Below are 14,525 nucleotides of genomic sequence, written 5' to 3'. Positions count from 1 at the left end.
TTAACCGTGACGACGTTCGAAGTCGATCATGAAATCAGTCAGGGCTTTAACGCCTTCCAGCGGCATGGCGTTATAGATGGAGGCGCGCATCCCGCCTACCACACGGTGACCTTTCAGCGCATGCAGACCCGCCGCGAAGGACTCTTCCAGGAACACGTTATCCAGGTTGCTGTCCGCCAGCTGGAACGGCACGTTCATGCGCGAACGGTTAGTTTTGGCAACATCGTTACGGTAGAAATCGCTCTTGTCGATCACGCCGTACAGCAGTTCAGCTTTTTGCTGATTGATCTTATCCATCTGCGCCACGCCGCCTTTCTGCTTAAGCCATTTGAAGACCAGGCCGGAGAGATACCAGGCAAACGTTGGCGGGGTGTTGAACATGGAATCGTTGTCGTTCAGGACGGTGTAATCAAGAATTGACGGGCAAGACTTATGGGCTTTCCCCAGCAGGTCTTCACGCACGATAACGATAGTCAGACCCGCAGGACCGATGTTTTTCTGGGCACCCGCGTAGATGACACCGTAGCGGCTGACATCCAGCGGGGTGGACAGAATGGTTGAAGAGAGGTCCGCCGTCACAATGACATTTTCGCCAAAGTCTGGCTCTTCGTGAATGGCAATACCGTCGATGGTTTCGTTCGGGCAGTAGTGAAGATACGCGGCGTTGTCAGAAAGCTGCCACTCACTCATCGGCTTCACGGCGCGCAGACCGTCAACGGTCACTTTGGCATCGATGACATTCGGCGTGCAATATTTGTGCGCTTCTTTTACCGCACTGGCCGCCCAGTAGCCGGCATCAACGTAATCAGCGGTGGTTTTGTCGCCCAGCAGATTGAGCGGGATACCCGCAAACTGGCCGCGTCCACCGCCGTGACAGAACAATACTTTGTAGTTCGAGGGAATGTTCAGCAGATCGCGAAAATCCTTTTCTGCTTCTTCCGCCACCTGAATAAACGCTTTACCCCGGTGGCTGACTTCCATCACCGACGTACCCAGACCGTTCCAGTCACACAGCTCCTGTTGAGCCTGTTTGAGCACGTCTGCCGGTAACATTGCCGGACCTGAACTGAAATTAAAGACTTGAGCCATTTCCCCTCACCACGCTAAAAGCCATAAGTTATAACTGTGGATATCGGTTTTATCATTCAGTGACACGCGCCGCAATGTCTAAAACTGACGGCCGAAGAAATGTGCCCCTCGTCACACAATACAATCTGCCGTACCGTTGTCACAAAACCGACAAAATCGCTGTCAGGTGTTACGTTTAGCCCGGCTAACCTTCGTCCATTCTGGATTCGTACAGCGGGGGCATAATTGATGTTCGCCCGCCTGCATAACCACGACATGACTACATTTTATGCAGGCGTACTCGCCCGCTTCAGGTACAGTTTTGTATCGCTCGATGAGCATATCCGGCAGGATGCACAGGCCGGGCTTCACCTCATCGTCGGGATAGTAATAGACGCTGATTTGACCATTCGTTTCCATAATCGCCAGACGCACCTGCCCCAGTTGCTCAACGCTGCTCAAACGGAGTTCCATAAAGAACTCAAACTCCGTCATATTGGCGCTTTGCACATTCTCCCAGGCCAGTTGACCATCTTCGACAATCACCACCGGCTTCCCTTCGAGCAGATCTTCCAGTTTCTCACTTTTCGACATCAGCCACATGACCAGCCGGTACAGCAGTGCAAGCGTCACGAAGACGATAAAGACCGGCACCATCGGCACATCGTCATAAAAGGCAACGTCCCCTGCCGCCGACCCCAGCGTCAGGATGATCAGCACTTCAAACAGCGACATCTGCCGCACGCCGCGACGTCCGGTGATTTTCAGAAACAGGAAAACCAGTACAAAGGTATACAGGCTGCGCAGCGCCACTTCGCCTAAAAACTCAGGAGGGACTTTATCAAACGCCATCCGCTGGAGATCAAATGCTTTCATTTTTTTATGCCTTAACAGTAGGTTACTGCTTATAAGCATAGTCCAGCCATTTATTTTCGCCGGAGATAGCACCCGTCACGCAAAACCCGTATCATTGCGCGCTTTACGTACGATAAAAGTGAACGCCATGACTCAAACGTTTATCCCCGGCAAAGACGCCGCTCTGGAAGATTCCATCGCTCGCTTCCAGCAGAAACTGACCGACCTGGGCTTTAATATCGAAGAAGCCTCCTGGCTGAATCCGGTGCCTCACGTCTGGTCCGTGCATATTCGCGACAAAGACTGTGCGCTGTGCTTTACCAACGGTAAAGGCGCGACCAAAAAAGCGGCGCTGGCCTCTGCGCTGGGTGAGTATTTTGAGCGTCTGTCCACCAACTACTTCTTCGCCGACTTCTGGCTGGGCGAAACTATTGCCAACGGTCCGTTCGTTCACTATCCGAACGAAAAATGGTTCCCGCTGACCGAAAACGATGAACTGCCGGAAGGCATTCTCGATGCCCGCCTGCGCGCGTTCTACGATCCGGAAAACGAACTGACCGGCAGCATGTTGATCGACCTGCAATCCGGCAATGAGGATCGTGGGATCTGCGCCCTGCCGTTCACCCGTCAGTCTGACGAGCAGACCGTTTATATCCCGATGAACATCGTCGGCAACCTGTATGTGTCTAACGGCATGTCTGCCGGTAACACCCGCAACGAAGCGCGCGTGCAGGGATTGTCTGAAGTTTTCGAGCGTCATATCAAAAACCGCATTATTGCTGAATCCATCAGCCTGCCGGAGATCCCGGCTGACGTGCTGGCGCGCTACCCGGGCGTGGTGGAATCCATCGCCAAACTGGAAGCAGAAGGTTTCCCAATCTTTGCTTATGACGGTTCTCTGGGCGGCAAATATCCGGTTATCTGCGTGGTACTGTTCAACCCGGCAAATGGCACCTGCTTCGCCTCCTTCGGCGCGCACCCGGACTTCGGCGTGGCGCTGGAGCGTACCGTAACCGAACTGCTGCAAGGTCGTAGCCTGAAAGATCTCGATGTCTTTACTCCGCCAACCTTTGATGACGAAGAAGTCGCCGAGCACACCAACCTCGAAACGCACTTCATCGACTCCAGCGGTTTGATCTCCTGGGATATGTTCAAACAGGACGCGGACTATCCGTTCGTGGACTGGAGCTTTGCCGGTACGACGGAAGAAGAATTCGCCACCCTGATGGCGATCTTCAACGCGGAAGATCAGGAAGTTTACATTGCCGACTATGAACACCTCGGCGTTTACGCGTGCCGTATTATTGTGCCAGGTATGTCGGACATTTATCCGGCAGAAGATCTGTGGCTGGCGAACAACAGCATGGGCGCGCATCTGCGTGAAACCCTGCTGGCCCTGCCAGGCAGCGAGTGGGATAAAGAAGATTATCTGAACCTGATCGCCCAGCTGGACGAAGAAGGACACGATGATTTCACCCGCGTGCGCGAACTTCTGGGTCTGGCGACCGGAAAAGATAACGGCTGGTACACCCTGCGCATCGGCGAGCTGAAAGCGATGCTGGCGCTGGCGGGCGGCGATCTGGATCAGGCTCTGGCCTGGACCGAGTGGACAATGGAGTTTAACCAGTCCGTCTTCTCCGCCGAGCGCACTAATTATTACCGTTGCCTGCAAACGCTGCTCCTGCTTTCTCAGGAAGATGACCGTGAGCCATTGCAGTATCTGAACGCCTTTGTACGTATGTACGGTGCGGATGCCGTTGAAGCTGCCAGCGCGGCGCTGAGCGGTGAAGAACCATTCTACGGCCTGCAAGCGGTTGACAGCGATCTGAAAGCCTTCCCGGCGCATCAGTCACTGCTGAATGCGTATGAAAAATTGCAGAAGGCAAAAGCCGCTTACTGGTCAAAATAAGCGCATATAACATTAATGGCTGTAGGCGTATTCAATCGCCTGAGCTATATTACGGGGCAATTTCATTGCCCCTTTTTTTTTATTTTTCCGCAATGACGTTTAATTGTAATAATTAAGTTAATCACGGGTAAATATAAAAACGCTTACCTGAGCTTTACTGTTACTAATTATAATAAATACTCCATTTTAATTAACTGTTCCACGGGAGGCTGAAGGAAAAAATTCAACTCTTTTCATAACTTTTAAAATTTATTTTTATACGGATAATCAAATACTTACTCCGCTTTTGCTGTAAAACCATACACACTGCGGGCCTATAAGCCAGGCGAGATATGATCTATATCAATTTCTCTTCTATAATGCTTTGTTAGTATCTCGTCGCCGACTTAATAAAGAGAGAGTTAGTGTGAAAGCTGACAACCCTTTTGATCTATTACTCCCCGCTGCGATGGCGAAAGTTGCCGAAGAAGCGGGTGTCTACAAAGCCACGAAGCATCCGATGACGACGTTCTTTCTGGCCATTACGGCTGGGGTGTTCATCTCCATCGCTTTCGTCTTCTATATCACAGCCACCACCGGCACTGCCGGGATGCCTTTCGGCGTAGCGAAACTGATTGGTGGTATTTGCTTCTCACTGGGCCTGATTCTCTGCGTCATCTGCGGCGCCGACCTCTTCACCTCAACGGTGCTGATTGTGGTGGCAAAAGCCAGCGGAAGAATTACCTGGGGTCAACTGGGGCGCAACTGGCTCAACGTTTACGTTGGCAACCTGATTGGCTGTCTGCTCTTTGTTCTGTTGATGTGGCTCTCTGGCGAGTATATGACCGCCAACGGCGACTGGGGGCTTAACGTCCTGCAAACCGCCGACCACAAAATGCACCATACATTTATCGAAGCTGTTGCTCTCGGCATCCTCGCAAACCTGATGGTCTGCCTGGCGGTCTGGATGAGCTACTCTGGTCGTAGCCTGATGGATAAAGCCATGATTATGGTTCTGCCGGTTGCGATGTTTGTTGCCAGCGGCTTTGAGCACAGTATTGCGAATATGTTCATGATCCCGATGGGTATTGTTATCCGCAACTTTGCAAGCCCGGAGTTCTGGACTGCTGTAGGTTCAACCCCGGAAAGTTTTTCACACCTGACTATTATGAACTTCATTACTGATAACCTGATCCCCGTCACTATCGGGAACATTATCGGTGGGGGTCTGTTAGTTGGGTTGACATACTGGGTCATTTACCTGCGTGGCGGCGATCATCATTAATGGTTGTCTCAGGCAGTAAATAAAAAATCCACTTAAGAAGGTAGGTGTTACATGTCCGAGCTTAATGAAAAGTTAGCCACAGCCTGGGAAGGTTTTACGAAAGGTGACTGGCAGAATGAAGTCAACGTCCGTGACTTCATTCAGAAAAACTATACCCCGTATGAAGGTGACGAATCCTTCCTGGCTGGTGCGACTGACGCAACCACCAAGCTGTGGGACAGCGTGATGGAAGGCGTTAAACTGGAAAACCGCACTCACGCGCCAGTTGATTTTGACACCTCCGTTGCTTCTACCATCACTTCTCACGATGCTGGCTACATCAACAAAGCCCTTGAGAAAATCGTCGGTCTGCAAACTGAAGCACCACTGAAACGCGCAATCATCCCGTTCGGTGGTATCAAAATGGTTGAAGGTTCCTGCAAAGCGTATAACCGCGAGCTGGACCCAATGCTGAAAAAAATCTTCACCGAATACCGCAAAACCCATAACCAGGGCGTATTCGATGTTTACACCAAAGACATTCTGAACTGCCGTAAATCTGGCGTTCTGACCGGTCTGCCAGATGCCTATGGCCGTGGCCGTATCATCGGTGACTACCGTCGCGTTGCGCTGTACGGTATCGACTTCCTGATGAAAGACAAATACGCGCAGTTCGTCTCTCTCCAGTCTGACCTGGAAAACGGCGTAAACCTGGAAGCGACTATCCGTCTGCGTGAAGAGATCGCTGAACAGCACCGTGCGCTGGGTCAGATCAAAGAGATGGCGGCTAAATACGGCTGCGATATCTCTGGTCCTGCTACCAACGCTCAGGAAGCTATCCAGTGGACCTACTTCGGCTACCTGGCCGCTGTTAAGTCTCAGAACGGTGCAGCAATGTCCTTCGGCCGCGTATCCACCTTCCTGGATGCGTACATCGAACGTGACCTGAAAGCAGGCAAAATCACTGAACAAGACGCTCAGGAAATGATTGACCACCTGGTCATGAAACTGCGTATGGTTCGCTTCCTGCGTACCCCAGAATATGATGAGCTGTTCTCTGGTGACCCAATCTGGGCAACCGAATCTATCGGCGGTATGGGCGTAGATGGTCGTACTCTGGTAACCAAAAACAGCTTCCGCTTCCTGAACACCCTGTACACCATGGGTCCTTCTCCGGAGCCGAACATCACCGTTCTGTGGTCTGAAAAACTGCCTCTGAACTTCAAGAAATTCGCCGCTAAAGTGTCCATCGACACCTCTTCTCTGCAATATGAGAACGATGACCTGATGCGTCCTGACTTCAACAACGATGACTACGCTATCGCTTGCTGCGTAAGTCCAATGGTTGTTGGTAAGCAAATGCAGTTCTTCGGTGCGCGTGCAAACCTGGCGAAAACCATGCTGTACGCAATCAACGGCGGCGTTGATGAAAAACTGAAAATGCAGGTTGGTCCTAAGTCTGAACCGATCAAAGGCGACGTGCTGAACTATGACGAAGTCATGGACCGCATGGACCACTTCATGGACTGGCTGGCTAAACAGTACGTGACCGCGCTGAACGTTATCCACTACATGCACGACAAGTACAGCTACGAAGCCTCTCTGATGGCGCTGCACGACCGTGACGTCGTTCGCACCATGGCGTGTGGTATCGCAGGTCTGTCCGTTGCGGCTGACTCCCTGTCTGCAATCAAATATGCGAAAGTTAAACCAATTCGTGACGAAGATGGTCTGGCTATCGACTTCGAAATCGAAGGCGAATATCCGCAGTTTGGTAACAACGACGCTCGCGTTGATGACATGGCGGTTGACCTGGTAGAACGTTTCATGAAGAAAATTCAGAAACTCACTACCTATCGTAACGCTATCCCGACTCAGTCTGTTCTGACCATCACCTCTAACGTTGTGTATGGTAAGAAAACCGGTAACACCCCAGACGGTCGTCGTGCTGGCGCGCCATTCGGCCCAGGTGCTAACCCAATGCACGGTCGTGACCAGAAAGGTGCGGTTGCCTCTCTGACCTCCGTTGCTAAACTGCCGTTTGCTTACGCGAAAGATGGTATCTCTTACACCTTCTCTATCGTGCCAAACGCGCTGGGTAAAGACGACGAAGTGCGTAAAACTAACCTGGCGGGTCTGATGGATGGTTACTTCCACCACGAAGCGTCCATCGAAGGTGGTCAGCACCTGAACGTGAACGTGATGAACCGTGAAATGCTGCTCGACGCGATGGAACATCCTGAGAAATATCCTCAGCTGACCATCCGCGTATCTGGCTACGCAGTACGTTTTAACTCCCTGACGAAAGAACAGCAGCAGGACGTTATTACCCGTACTTTCACTCAGTCCATGTAAGTGGAATTGACTGAAATCACGCGTTAAAAAGCGTACAATAAAGGCTCCACGCAAGTGGGGCCTTTTTAACACCCTCGCTTCATCAGTCTCTTTTGTCCGCTATCTATACTTAATGGATAACAGCCAAAACAGACTCGACATAGCCTTTGAGCTGTGCATCTACATAGGCCCCCGGATGGGCCAAATTCGGAGATATCACCGCAATGTCAATTATTGGTCGCATTCACTCCTTTGAATCCTGTGGCACCGTCGATGGCCCGGGGATCCGCTTTATCACTTTCTTCCAGGGCTGCCTGATGCGCTGCCTGTACTGCCATAACCGTGACACCTGGGACACCCATGGCGGTAAAGAAGTCACCGTTGAGGATCTGATGAAAGAGGTGGTGACCTATCGCCACTTCATGAACGCGTCCGGCGGTGGCGTGACGGCATCCGGCGGTGAAGCCATTCTTCAGGCTGAATTTGTGCGCGACTGGTTCCGCGCCTGCCACAAAGAAGGCATTCATACCTGCCTCGACACCAACGGCTTTGTGCGCCGTTACGATCCGGTTATTGATGAACTGCTTGAAGTGACCGATCTGGTCATGCTCGATCTCAAGCAGATGAACGATGAGATCCACCAGAATCTGGTTGGCGTTTCAAACCACCGTACCCTGGAATTTGCCAAATACATTGCCAACAAAGGCGTCAAGACCTGGATCCGCTACGTGGTGGTGCCGGGCTGGTCAGATGATGATGACTCTGCACATCGTCTGGGTGAATTTACCCGGGATATGGGTAACGTGGAGAAAATTGAACTCCTGCCCTATCACGAGCTGGGTAAACATAAATGGGTGGCGATGGGTGAAGAGTACAAACTCGATGGCGTGAAGCCGCCGAAAAAAGAGACGATGGAGCGCGTCAAAGGTATTCTTGAGCAGTATGGCCACAAGGTCATGTATTAACGAAAAGGCCCGGTGAAAACCGGGCCTTTTTATATTCTATTTAAAGACGCCATTAATAACGGAAGTCACAATCGCCGTACTCAGCGCAATTAAGACCAGGTCGTCACCTACCACGCGCCATTCATAGCCCGGATAGGAAGGAAGCTGACCCAGCATATCGGCTGGCACGGTTTTCTTCGCAATGCCCGGAGGCAGTGGCTTACCGCGCGCCAGGTTTTTCGCAATTCCCGGAGGCAGAGAGTCGTAGCCCGTTAAGCCGTAATTCAGTGCCAGATGGCGGGCATGATCGAAGCTCACGCGAGCATCCACATCATTACCGACATCTTTGCTGTTTTTAAAGCTCTTATCCGATTTCCCAGGGTTATCCTGACCGTTATTGTGTTTATTACCATGGTTACCAGCGTTCCCGTTACCATGATTGCCGCTATTACCTTGTCCGCCACCGTTTCCGTGACCACCACCATTCCCGTTTCCAGGATTAGCCATGGCCGGAGCCGTTGCAAACGTTAAAGCCAACACTACGGCAAGTGCGGTAGTGGAAAAACGACGAGTAGACATGATGGCTGCCTTTTAGTGGGAGAACTCATTGGAATTATCGCCAGGCAGTAAAAACTCACAATAAGTAAAAGTCTTATATGTGACAGGGACAAAAAAGCCTGTCATCGACAGGCTTTTAATAAATCAGGCATGGGCCACTGGCGTTGGATGTTCGCCCACTTTGCGTAGCAGCATTAGCAGATAAATAAACGACACGCTGGCGATCATGATAAACAGCAAATTATCAGAATAATTTTGCATGAGCATAGCGGTAAACGTCGGCCCCAGTAAACTGCCGATGGTGTAACTCAGCAACAAAGCCTGGTTCATCGCCACCAGCTGGTGATGCTCAACTTTCTCACAGGCCCAGGCCATCGCGACCGGATAGAGGGTAAAGCCCGCAGCCCCCAGAATGAACAGCGCAGGCGCCATCGCGGCGTTGCTGAGCATGGCGAGACAGCCCATGATGACCACGAAGACCTGAACGCGCAGCACCAGCAGACGACCAAAGCGGTCCGCCAGGCGGCCAATCGGCCACTGGCCGACAATCCCCGCGCTGACCATCACCGCCATCCAGAAACCGATCCCGGAATCACTGACGCCCTGATGGTTAAGATAGAGCGGCATCAGGCCATAGAGCGAGCCCAGCACAATCCCGGAAATAATGCAGCCGTTAACCCCCAGACGCGCCTGGCGCAGTCTCAGCATCGGCCAGACGTGGGTAGCTTCCTGATGCTCGCTGTTTTGATTCACAATGCGGGTAAAGAGCAGCGGCAGGATCGCCGCCAGAACCATGCCCGTCACCCACGGCAGCACGCTCATCAGGTCTGTTGGCAGTTTGCTGACCATCAGCTGTCCCAGAACGGTACCGACGTAGTAAACCATCATATAGGCCGCCAGAAGACGCCCGCGATTACGGGACGTTCCGCTGCACATTAGCGCACTTTCAACCACCACCCAGATCATGGCGCAGCCGACGCCCGCAATAAAGCGCCAGACCATCCAGCTCCAGAAGCCGACCATGAGGCCTAAACCAGCGCAGCCGACGGCAAAGATCAGCGACGCCAGATAATAACTGCGGTTAAAACCAAAGCGCTTAATAAGGCTGCCCGTTAATAAGGTGCCCAGCAGATTACCCGTAAAAAAGGACGAGCTAACCATACCCACCTGCCAGGTCGGTAAGTTTTCATGGGCGAGCCATAGCGGGACGAGTGTGTTTAACACCGCGATCGCCAGGGTCAGCAAAAGCAGGCCACAGAGCAACAAAAGCACCGGGCGGGTATAGGTGGTCATGGATTAAAAACCGTGAGGAAGTTCAGATTTCGTGCGCATCATGCCACTGGCAAAAACAAAGTCAATCCACCGGTTCAGGCGTCACGCACGTTATGCGCCTTGTCGATTTAAAAAACTCATCCTGCTAATGCAAAGCCTGCTACTGATATTAATTATCTATTTGTTTTTATTTATTTCCGGGAATTTTTACAACGAAACATCAGTCGAAAAATTTCATGAATGAAAAAAGAAAAGCCGGGCGCTATGTCCCGGCTTTTTATAACAAAATCTAAAATTAGCTGGCGATAGCCATACCGACCGTCATATGCAGACCGTAAAATACGCCGCGACCAATTAACTCTCCTGCCAGCACCAGCACAAAGGCCAGGGACAGTAACGGCAGCGCAGGCGAGTAACCTTTAAGCTGAGGGACAATCCAGCACACCAGCGCCGCCGTCAGCAGCACCACACGCCAGGCCATCAGCGAACCGTAATCCGGCACCAACGCCGAAGCCTGCTGGATAGAGCTGTGAATGGTCGCCAGCTCCGCTCCCTGCATGAGCGCGACAACGGTACTGATTACCAGCGCCAGCAGCGAGACCGCGGGCAGCAGGCGCATCGCCCAACCATTAATGCCAGCCACACGCAGCAGCAGATAACCCAGCAGCGGCCCGCCAATAAACATGGTCAGGAAGAAGCTCATCGGCGTCCAGACGCTGTACCAGGTCGGAACGGTATCGATGGTGTTGTACACCCGGACCATCATCCAGACGAAGACAACGCCCAGTACCATGGTGACGATGAGCCACAACGCGCGTAACCCTGACGGCAGCTTTTTCACCGCTGCCAGTAACCACCCCAGCCCGCCAACGGCAAAGAAGATTGCCCCGCTGGCAATCTCGTTACTCAGCGAAGAGGCACCTACGCGGTTCAGGGAGTTGAACGCGCGCATCGGTGAGCCCAGGTGCAGCGTAGAGGCGATAAACCCAATGCCCATCAACACCCACAGGCCAAACATGCTTAACACCAAACGCTGCTGCTGTTCAGCATTGAGGTTCCCTTTTAACAGCGCCAGCGCAAGGACGATAAACCCGCCCGCCACGCACTGCCCAAAGACCGTGAAGATCATCAGCGGCCATTCATGCCATCCACTTCCCATCTCACACCTCCTTCGGGTTTGCCAGGTAGCCGGTGGTGTCACCCGTCGGACGGCTGTTGGCGTTAGGTTTAATCACAATACTCGGCTTCGTGAAGTGCGCAGACGGCAGCGGCGCGACGGCAGCAAGCTGACCGTGTTTTTTGCGCAGCTCCTCAATCGGGCCAAAGTCCAGCGCGCGCAGCGGGCAGGACTCGACGCAGATGGGCTTTTTGCCGTCCGCCACGCGGCTGTGGCAGCCGTCGCACTTGGTCATGTGGCCTTTGGCGGCATTGTACTGCGGCGCGCCGTACGGACAGGCCATGTGGCAGTAGCGACAGCCGATGCAGACATCCTCGTCCACCACCACAAAACCGTCGTCGCGCTTGTGCATTGCCCCGCTCGGGCAGACCTTGGTGCAGGCCGGATCTTCGCAGTGGTTGCAGGCAATCGACAGGTAATAGGCGAAGACATCCTGATGCCAGACGCCGTTGTCCTCCTGCCAGTCGCCGCCCGCGTATTCATAAATACGACGGAAGCTAACGTCCGGGGTCAGGTCTTTGTAATCCTTGCAGGCCAGCTCGCAGGTTTTGCACCCGGTGCAGCGGCTGGAATCAATAAAAAATCCATACTGGGTTGTCATCGGTTACTCCTTACGCCTTTTCAACCTGAACGAGGTTTGTGTGGGATGGGTTGCCCTTCGCCAGCGGCGACGGACGCTGCGTAGTGAGAACATTGATGCAGCCCGCCTGATCGATACGGTTCGCATCCGGGTTATACCAGGCCCCTTCCCCCAGCGCGACAACGCCAGGCATCATACGCGGAGTCACTTTAGCTTCGATATGCACTTCGCCACGTCCGTTGAAGATACGTACGCGATCGCCATTACTGATGCCGCGCGCTTTCGCATCCATCGGGTTGATCCACATCTCCTGTCGGCAGGCCGCTTTCAGTACGTCAACGTTGCCGTAGGTGGAGTGAACACGCGCTTTGTAGTGGAAACCGGTCAACTGAAGCGGGAATTTCGCCGTCAGCGGATCGTTGTAGTTTTCGAAGCCTGGCGTATAAATCGGTAGCGGATCGATTACATCCCCTTCCGGCAATTCCCACGTTGCGGCAATTTTTGCCAGCTCTTCGGAGTAGATCTCGATTTTGCCCGACGGCGTGGTCAGCGGATTGGCCTGCGGATCGTCGCGGAAGGCTTTATACGCCACGTGATGTCCTTCGGGATCGCGCTGCTTGTACATGCCCTGCTTGCGGAAGGTATCGAAGTCCGGCAGGTCAGGAATGGCTTTGCGTGAGAGCTCGTGCAGATGGCGCATCCACCCTTCCTGAGTACGTCCTTCAGTGAACTGCTGCTCAACGCCAAGACGTTTCGCCAGCTCGGAAGTCATCTCATAGATGGTTTTGCACTCGAAGCGCGGTTTGATGGCCTGGTCAGTGAAGATCACATAGGACATGTTGCCGCAGGAGGCGTCCAGCGCGAAATCCATCTGCTCAGACGCAGTGCAGTCTGGGAGCAGAATATCGGCATACTTCGCCGATGAGGTCATGTGGCAGTCGATCACCACAATCATTTCGCACTTCTTGTCGTCCTGCAAAATTTCATGGGTGCGGTTGATTTCAGAGTGCTGGTTGATCAGGCAGTTACCGGCGTAGTTCCAGATCATTTTGATCGGCACGTCCAGCTTATCTTTGCCCCGAACACCGTCACGCAGCGCGGTCATTTCCGGGCCGCGCTCGATCGCGTCCGTCCACATAAACATGGAGATGCTGGTCTGAACCGGATTATCCAGCGTTGGCATACGTTCAAACGGGACTTCATACGAGCCTTCACGCGCCCCGCTATTACCGCCGTGAATACCAACGTTGCCAGTCAGAATCGAGAGCATAGAAATAGCGCGGGTGGCAATTTCGCCGTTCGCGTGGCGCTGTGGTCCCCATCCCTGGCTGATATAAGCCGGTTTGGCTGAACCAATTTCACGGGCCAGCTGAACAATACGCTCGACTGGAATGCCGGTAATGGTGGATGCCCACTCAGGGGTTTTCGCTACCCCGTCGCTGCCCTGACCAAGAATGTACGCTTTGTAATGCCCGTTAGCCGGTGCGCTGGCTGGCAGGGTCTTCTCGTCATAACCAACGCAGTATTTATCAAGGAACGGCTGATCGACGAGGTTTTCAGTGATCATCACATACGCCAGCGCATTGACCAGCGCCGCATCGGTACCAGGGCGAATAGGGATCCACTCGTCTTCACGTCCCGCGCCGGTATCGGTATAGCGCGGATCGACGATGATCATACGTGCGTTGGATTTGGCGCGCGCCTGCTCAAGATAATAGGTTACCCCACCGCCGCTCATCCGGGTTTCGCCTGGGTTGTTACCGAACAACATCACCAGTTTACTGTTTTCGATATCCGACGGGCTGTTACCGTCTGCCCAGCCGCCGTAGGTGTAGTTCAGCCCCGCAGCAATCTGTGCGGAAGAGTAGTCGCCGTAATGATTGAGATAGCCGCCGCAGCAGTTCATCAGGCGCGCCACCAACGTTTTACCCGGCGGCCAGGAGCGGGTCATGGTACCGCCCAGCGTGCCGGTGCCGTAGTTGAGGTAGATGGATTCGTTGCCATACTCTTTGATCAGGCGCTGCATGTTAGTCGCGATAATATCGTAGGCTTCGTCCCAGCTAATACGCTCGAACTTCCCTTCCCCACGCTTACCGACGCGCTTCATTGGGTATTTCAGACGATCCGGGTTATAAACGCGACGGCGCATTGAACGGCCACGCAGACAGGCACGAACCTGATGTAACCCTTCGTAGTTATCATCGCCGGTATTGTCTGTTTCGACATATTTGATTTCACCGTCCACAACATGCATACGCAGAGGACAACGGCTACCACAGTTAACGGTACAGGCACTCCACACCACTTTTTCCGGGGCTGAAGCGGGAGACAGAGCCTCCGCCGCCGACGCCAGACGGGTAAAAGGGAGCGTAAAGGCGCTGCTGGCAACCGCCAGACCGCCTATTGCCGTGGTTTTCATCAACCCACGGCGAGTGACCTCGGCAGCCATTAACGCTTCAGGCGCTTTGATTTTCATAAAGACTCACTTTGGTTGCTCACAAAGAAATAAAGGGCGGCATACACCGCTATATAGTTTTATGTATAACGATATTTTTGGTTATCAGTGTTTTATGCTGACTTTCGTT

11 protein-coding genes are annotated in these 14,525 nt (G+C 53.1%); 4 read left to right on the top strand and 7 right to left on the bottom strand.

Going from position 1 to position 14,525, the window contains the following annotated elements; genetic code table 11:
* On the bottom strand, window positions 1-1,089 hold the full coding sequence (serC, locus tag IMQ56_RS04340; RefSeq protein WP_017384829.1) for a 3-phosphoserine/phosphohydroxythreonine transaminase: 1,089 nt from the start codon (window positions 1,087-1,089) through the stop codon (window positions 1-3).
* A gap of 162 nt (window positions 1,090-1,251) precedes the next feature.
* Window positions 1,252-1,944, bottom strand: coding sequence for a DUF421 domain-containing protein (locus IMQ56_RS04335; RefSeq protein WP_196063686.1), 693 nt, complete (start codon window positions 1,942-1,944; stop codon window positions 1,252-1,254).
* A 127-nt stretch (window positions 1,945-2,071) separates the two neighbouring features.
* On the opposite strand from IMQ56_RS04335, the gene ycaO reads away from it, so the two are divergent.
* From ycaO to pflA, 4 genes are all read left to right on the top strand, one after another.
* Window positions 2,072-3,832 (top strand): 30S ribosomal protein S12 methylthiotransferase accessory factor YcaO, encoded by a 1,761-nt coding sequence (gene ycaO / locus IMQ56_RS04330; protein ID WP_023303388.1) that lies wholly within the window; start codon window positions 2,072-2,074, stop codon window positions 3,830-3,832.
* Between the two features lie 406 nt (window positions 3,833-4,238).
* Window positions 4,239-5,096 (top strand): formate transporter FocA, encoded by an 858-nt coding sequence (gene focA / locus IMQ56_RS04325; RefSeq protein WP_196063687.1) that lies wholly within the window; start codon window positions 4,239-4,241, stop codon window positions 5,094-5,096.
* Between the two features lie 51 nt (window positions 5,097-5,147).
* On the top strand, window positions 5,148-7,430 hold the full coding sequence (pflB, locus tag IMQ56_RS04320; protein WP_003858247.1) for a formate C-acetyltransferase: 2,283 nt from the start codon (window positions 5,148-5,150) through the stop codon (window positions 7,428-7,430).
* A gap of 203 nt (window positions 7,431-7,633) precedes the next feature.
* A complete protein-coding gene (gene pflA, locus IMQ56_RS04315; protein WP_003858250.1) occupies window positions 7,634-8,374 on the top strand; it encodes a pyruvate formate lyase 1-activating protein in 741 nt (246 codons plus the stop codon).
* A 36-nt stretch (window positions 8,375-8,410) separates the two neighbouring features.
* Here the strand turns inward: pflA and IMQ56_RS04310 are convergent, their stop codons facing one another.
* From IMQ56_RS04310 to dmsA, 5 genes are all read right to left on the bottom strand, one after another.
* Window positions 8,411-8,932 (bottom strand): anti-virulence regulator CigR family protein, encoded by a 522-nt coding sequence (locus IMQ56_RS04310; RefSeq protein WP_017384833.1) that lies wholly within the window; start codon window positions 8,930-8,932, stop codon window positions 8,411-8,413.
* 123 nt (window positions 8,933-9,055) lie between these two features.
* Window positions 9,056-10,204: an MFS transporter gene (locus IMQ56_RS04305; protein ID WP_003858254.1), complete on the bottom strand. Its 1,149-nt coding sequence runs from the start codon at window positions 10,202-10,204 to the stop codon at window positions 9,056-9,058.
* 274 nt (window positions 10,205-10,478) lie between these two features.
* Window positions 10,479-11,342 carry a dimethyl sulfoxide reductase anchor subunit family protein gene (locus IMQ56_RS04300; protein WP_196063688.1) on the bottom strand — a complete coding sequence of 288 codons (864 nt, stop codon included), beginning with the start codon at window positions 11,340-11,342 and terminating at the stop codon, window positions 10,479-10,481.
* Between the two features lies 1 nt (window position 11,343).
* Entirely contained in the window at window positions 11,344-11,961 is a 618-nt protein-coding gene (locus IMQ56_RS04295; protein ID WP_017384835.1) for a DMSO/selenate family reductase complex B subunit, read from the bottom strand.
* Between the two features lie 10 nt (window positions 11,962-11,971).
* Complete coding sequence (gene dmsA / locus IMQ56_RS04290; protein ID WP_196063689.1) at window positions 11,972-14,416, bottom strand: dimethylsulfoxide reductase subunit A; 2,445 nt, start codon at window positions 14,414-14,416, stop codon at window positions 11,972-11,974.
* Window positions 14,417-14,525: the final 109 nt, after the last annotated feature.

This window comes from Enterobacter sp. Res13-Sevr-PEC09-46 (genome assembly GCF_015672585.1).
Classification (GTDB): Bacteria; Pseudomonadota; Gammaproteobacteria; order Enterobacterales; family Enterobacteriaceae; genus Enterobacter; species Enterobacter hormaechei_C.
The sequence above is the reverse complement of the archived record's forward strand: the minus strand, read 5'-3'. Positions and strand labels throughout refer to the sequence as shown.

Coding starts and splice junctions, on each gene's coding strand:
- serC (WP_017384829.1), bottom strand. CDS start 1,089: ATGGCTCAAGTCTTTAATTTCAGTTCAGGTCCGGCAATGTTACCGGCA.
- IMQ56_RS04335 (WP_196063686.1), bottom strand. CDS start 1,944: ATGAAAGCATTTGATCTCCAGCGGATGGCGTTTGATAAAGTCCCTCCT.
- ycaO (WP_023303388.1), top strand. CDS start 2,072: ATGACTCAAACGTTTATCCCCGGCAAAGACGCCGCTCTGGAAGATTCC.
- pflB (WP_003858247.1), top strand. CDS start 5,148: ATGTCCGAGCTTAATGAAAAGTTAGCCACAGCCTGGGAAGGTTTTACG.
- pflA (WP_003858250.1), top strand. CDS start 7,634: ATGTCAATTATTGGTCGCATTCACTCCTTTGAATCCTGTGGCACCGTC.
- IMQ56_RS04310 (WP_017384833.1), bottom strand. CDS start 8,932: ATGTCTACTCGTCGTTTTTCCACTACCGCACTTGCCGTAGTGTTGGCT.
- IMQ56_RS04305 (WP_003858254.1), bottom strand. CDS start 10,204: ATGACCACCTATACCCGCCCGGTGCTTTTGTTGCTCTGTGGCCTGCTT.
- IMQ56_RS04300 (WP_196063688.1), bottom strand. CDS start 11,342: ATGGGAAGTGGATGGCATGAATGGCCGCTGATGATCTTCACGGTCTTT.
- IMQ56_RS04295 (WP_017384835.1), bottom strand. CDS start 11,961: ATGACAACCCAGTATGGATTTTTTATTGATTCCAGCCGCTGCACCGGG.
- dmsA (WP_196063689.1), bottom strand. CDS start 14,416: ATGAAAATCAAAGCGCCTGAAGCGTTAATGGCTGCCGAGGTCACTCGC.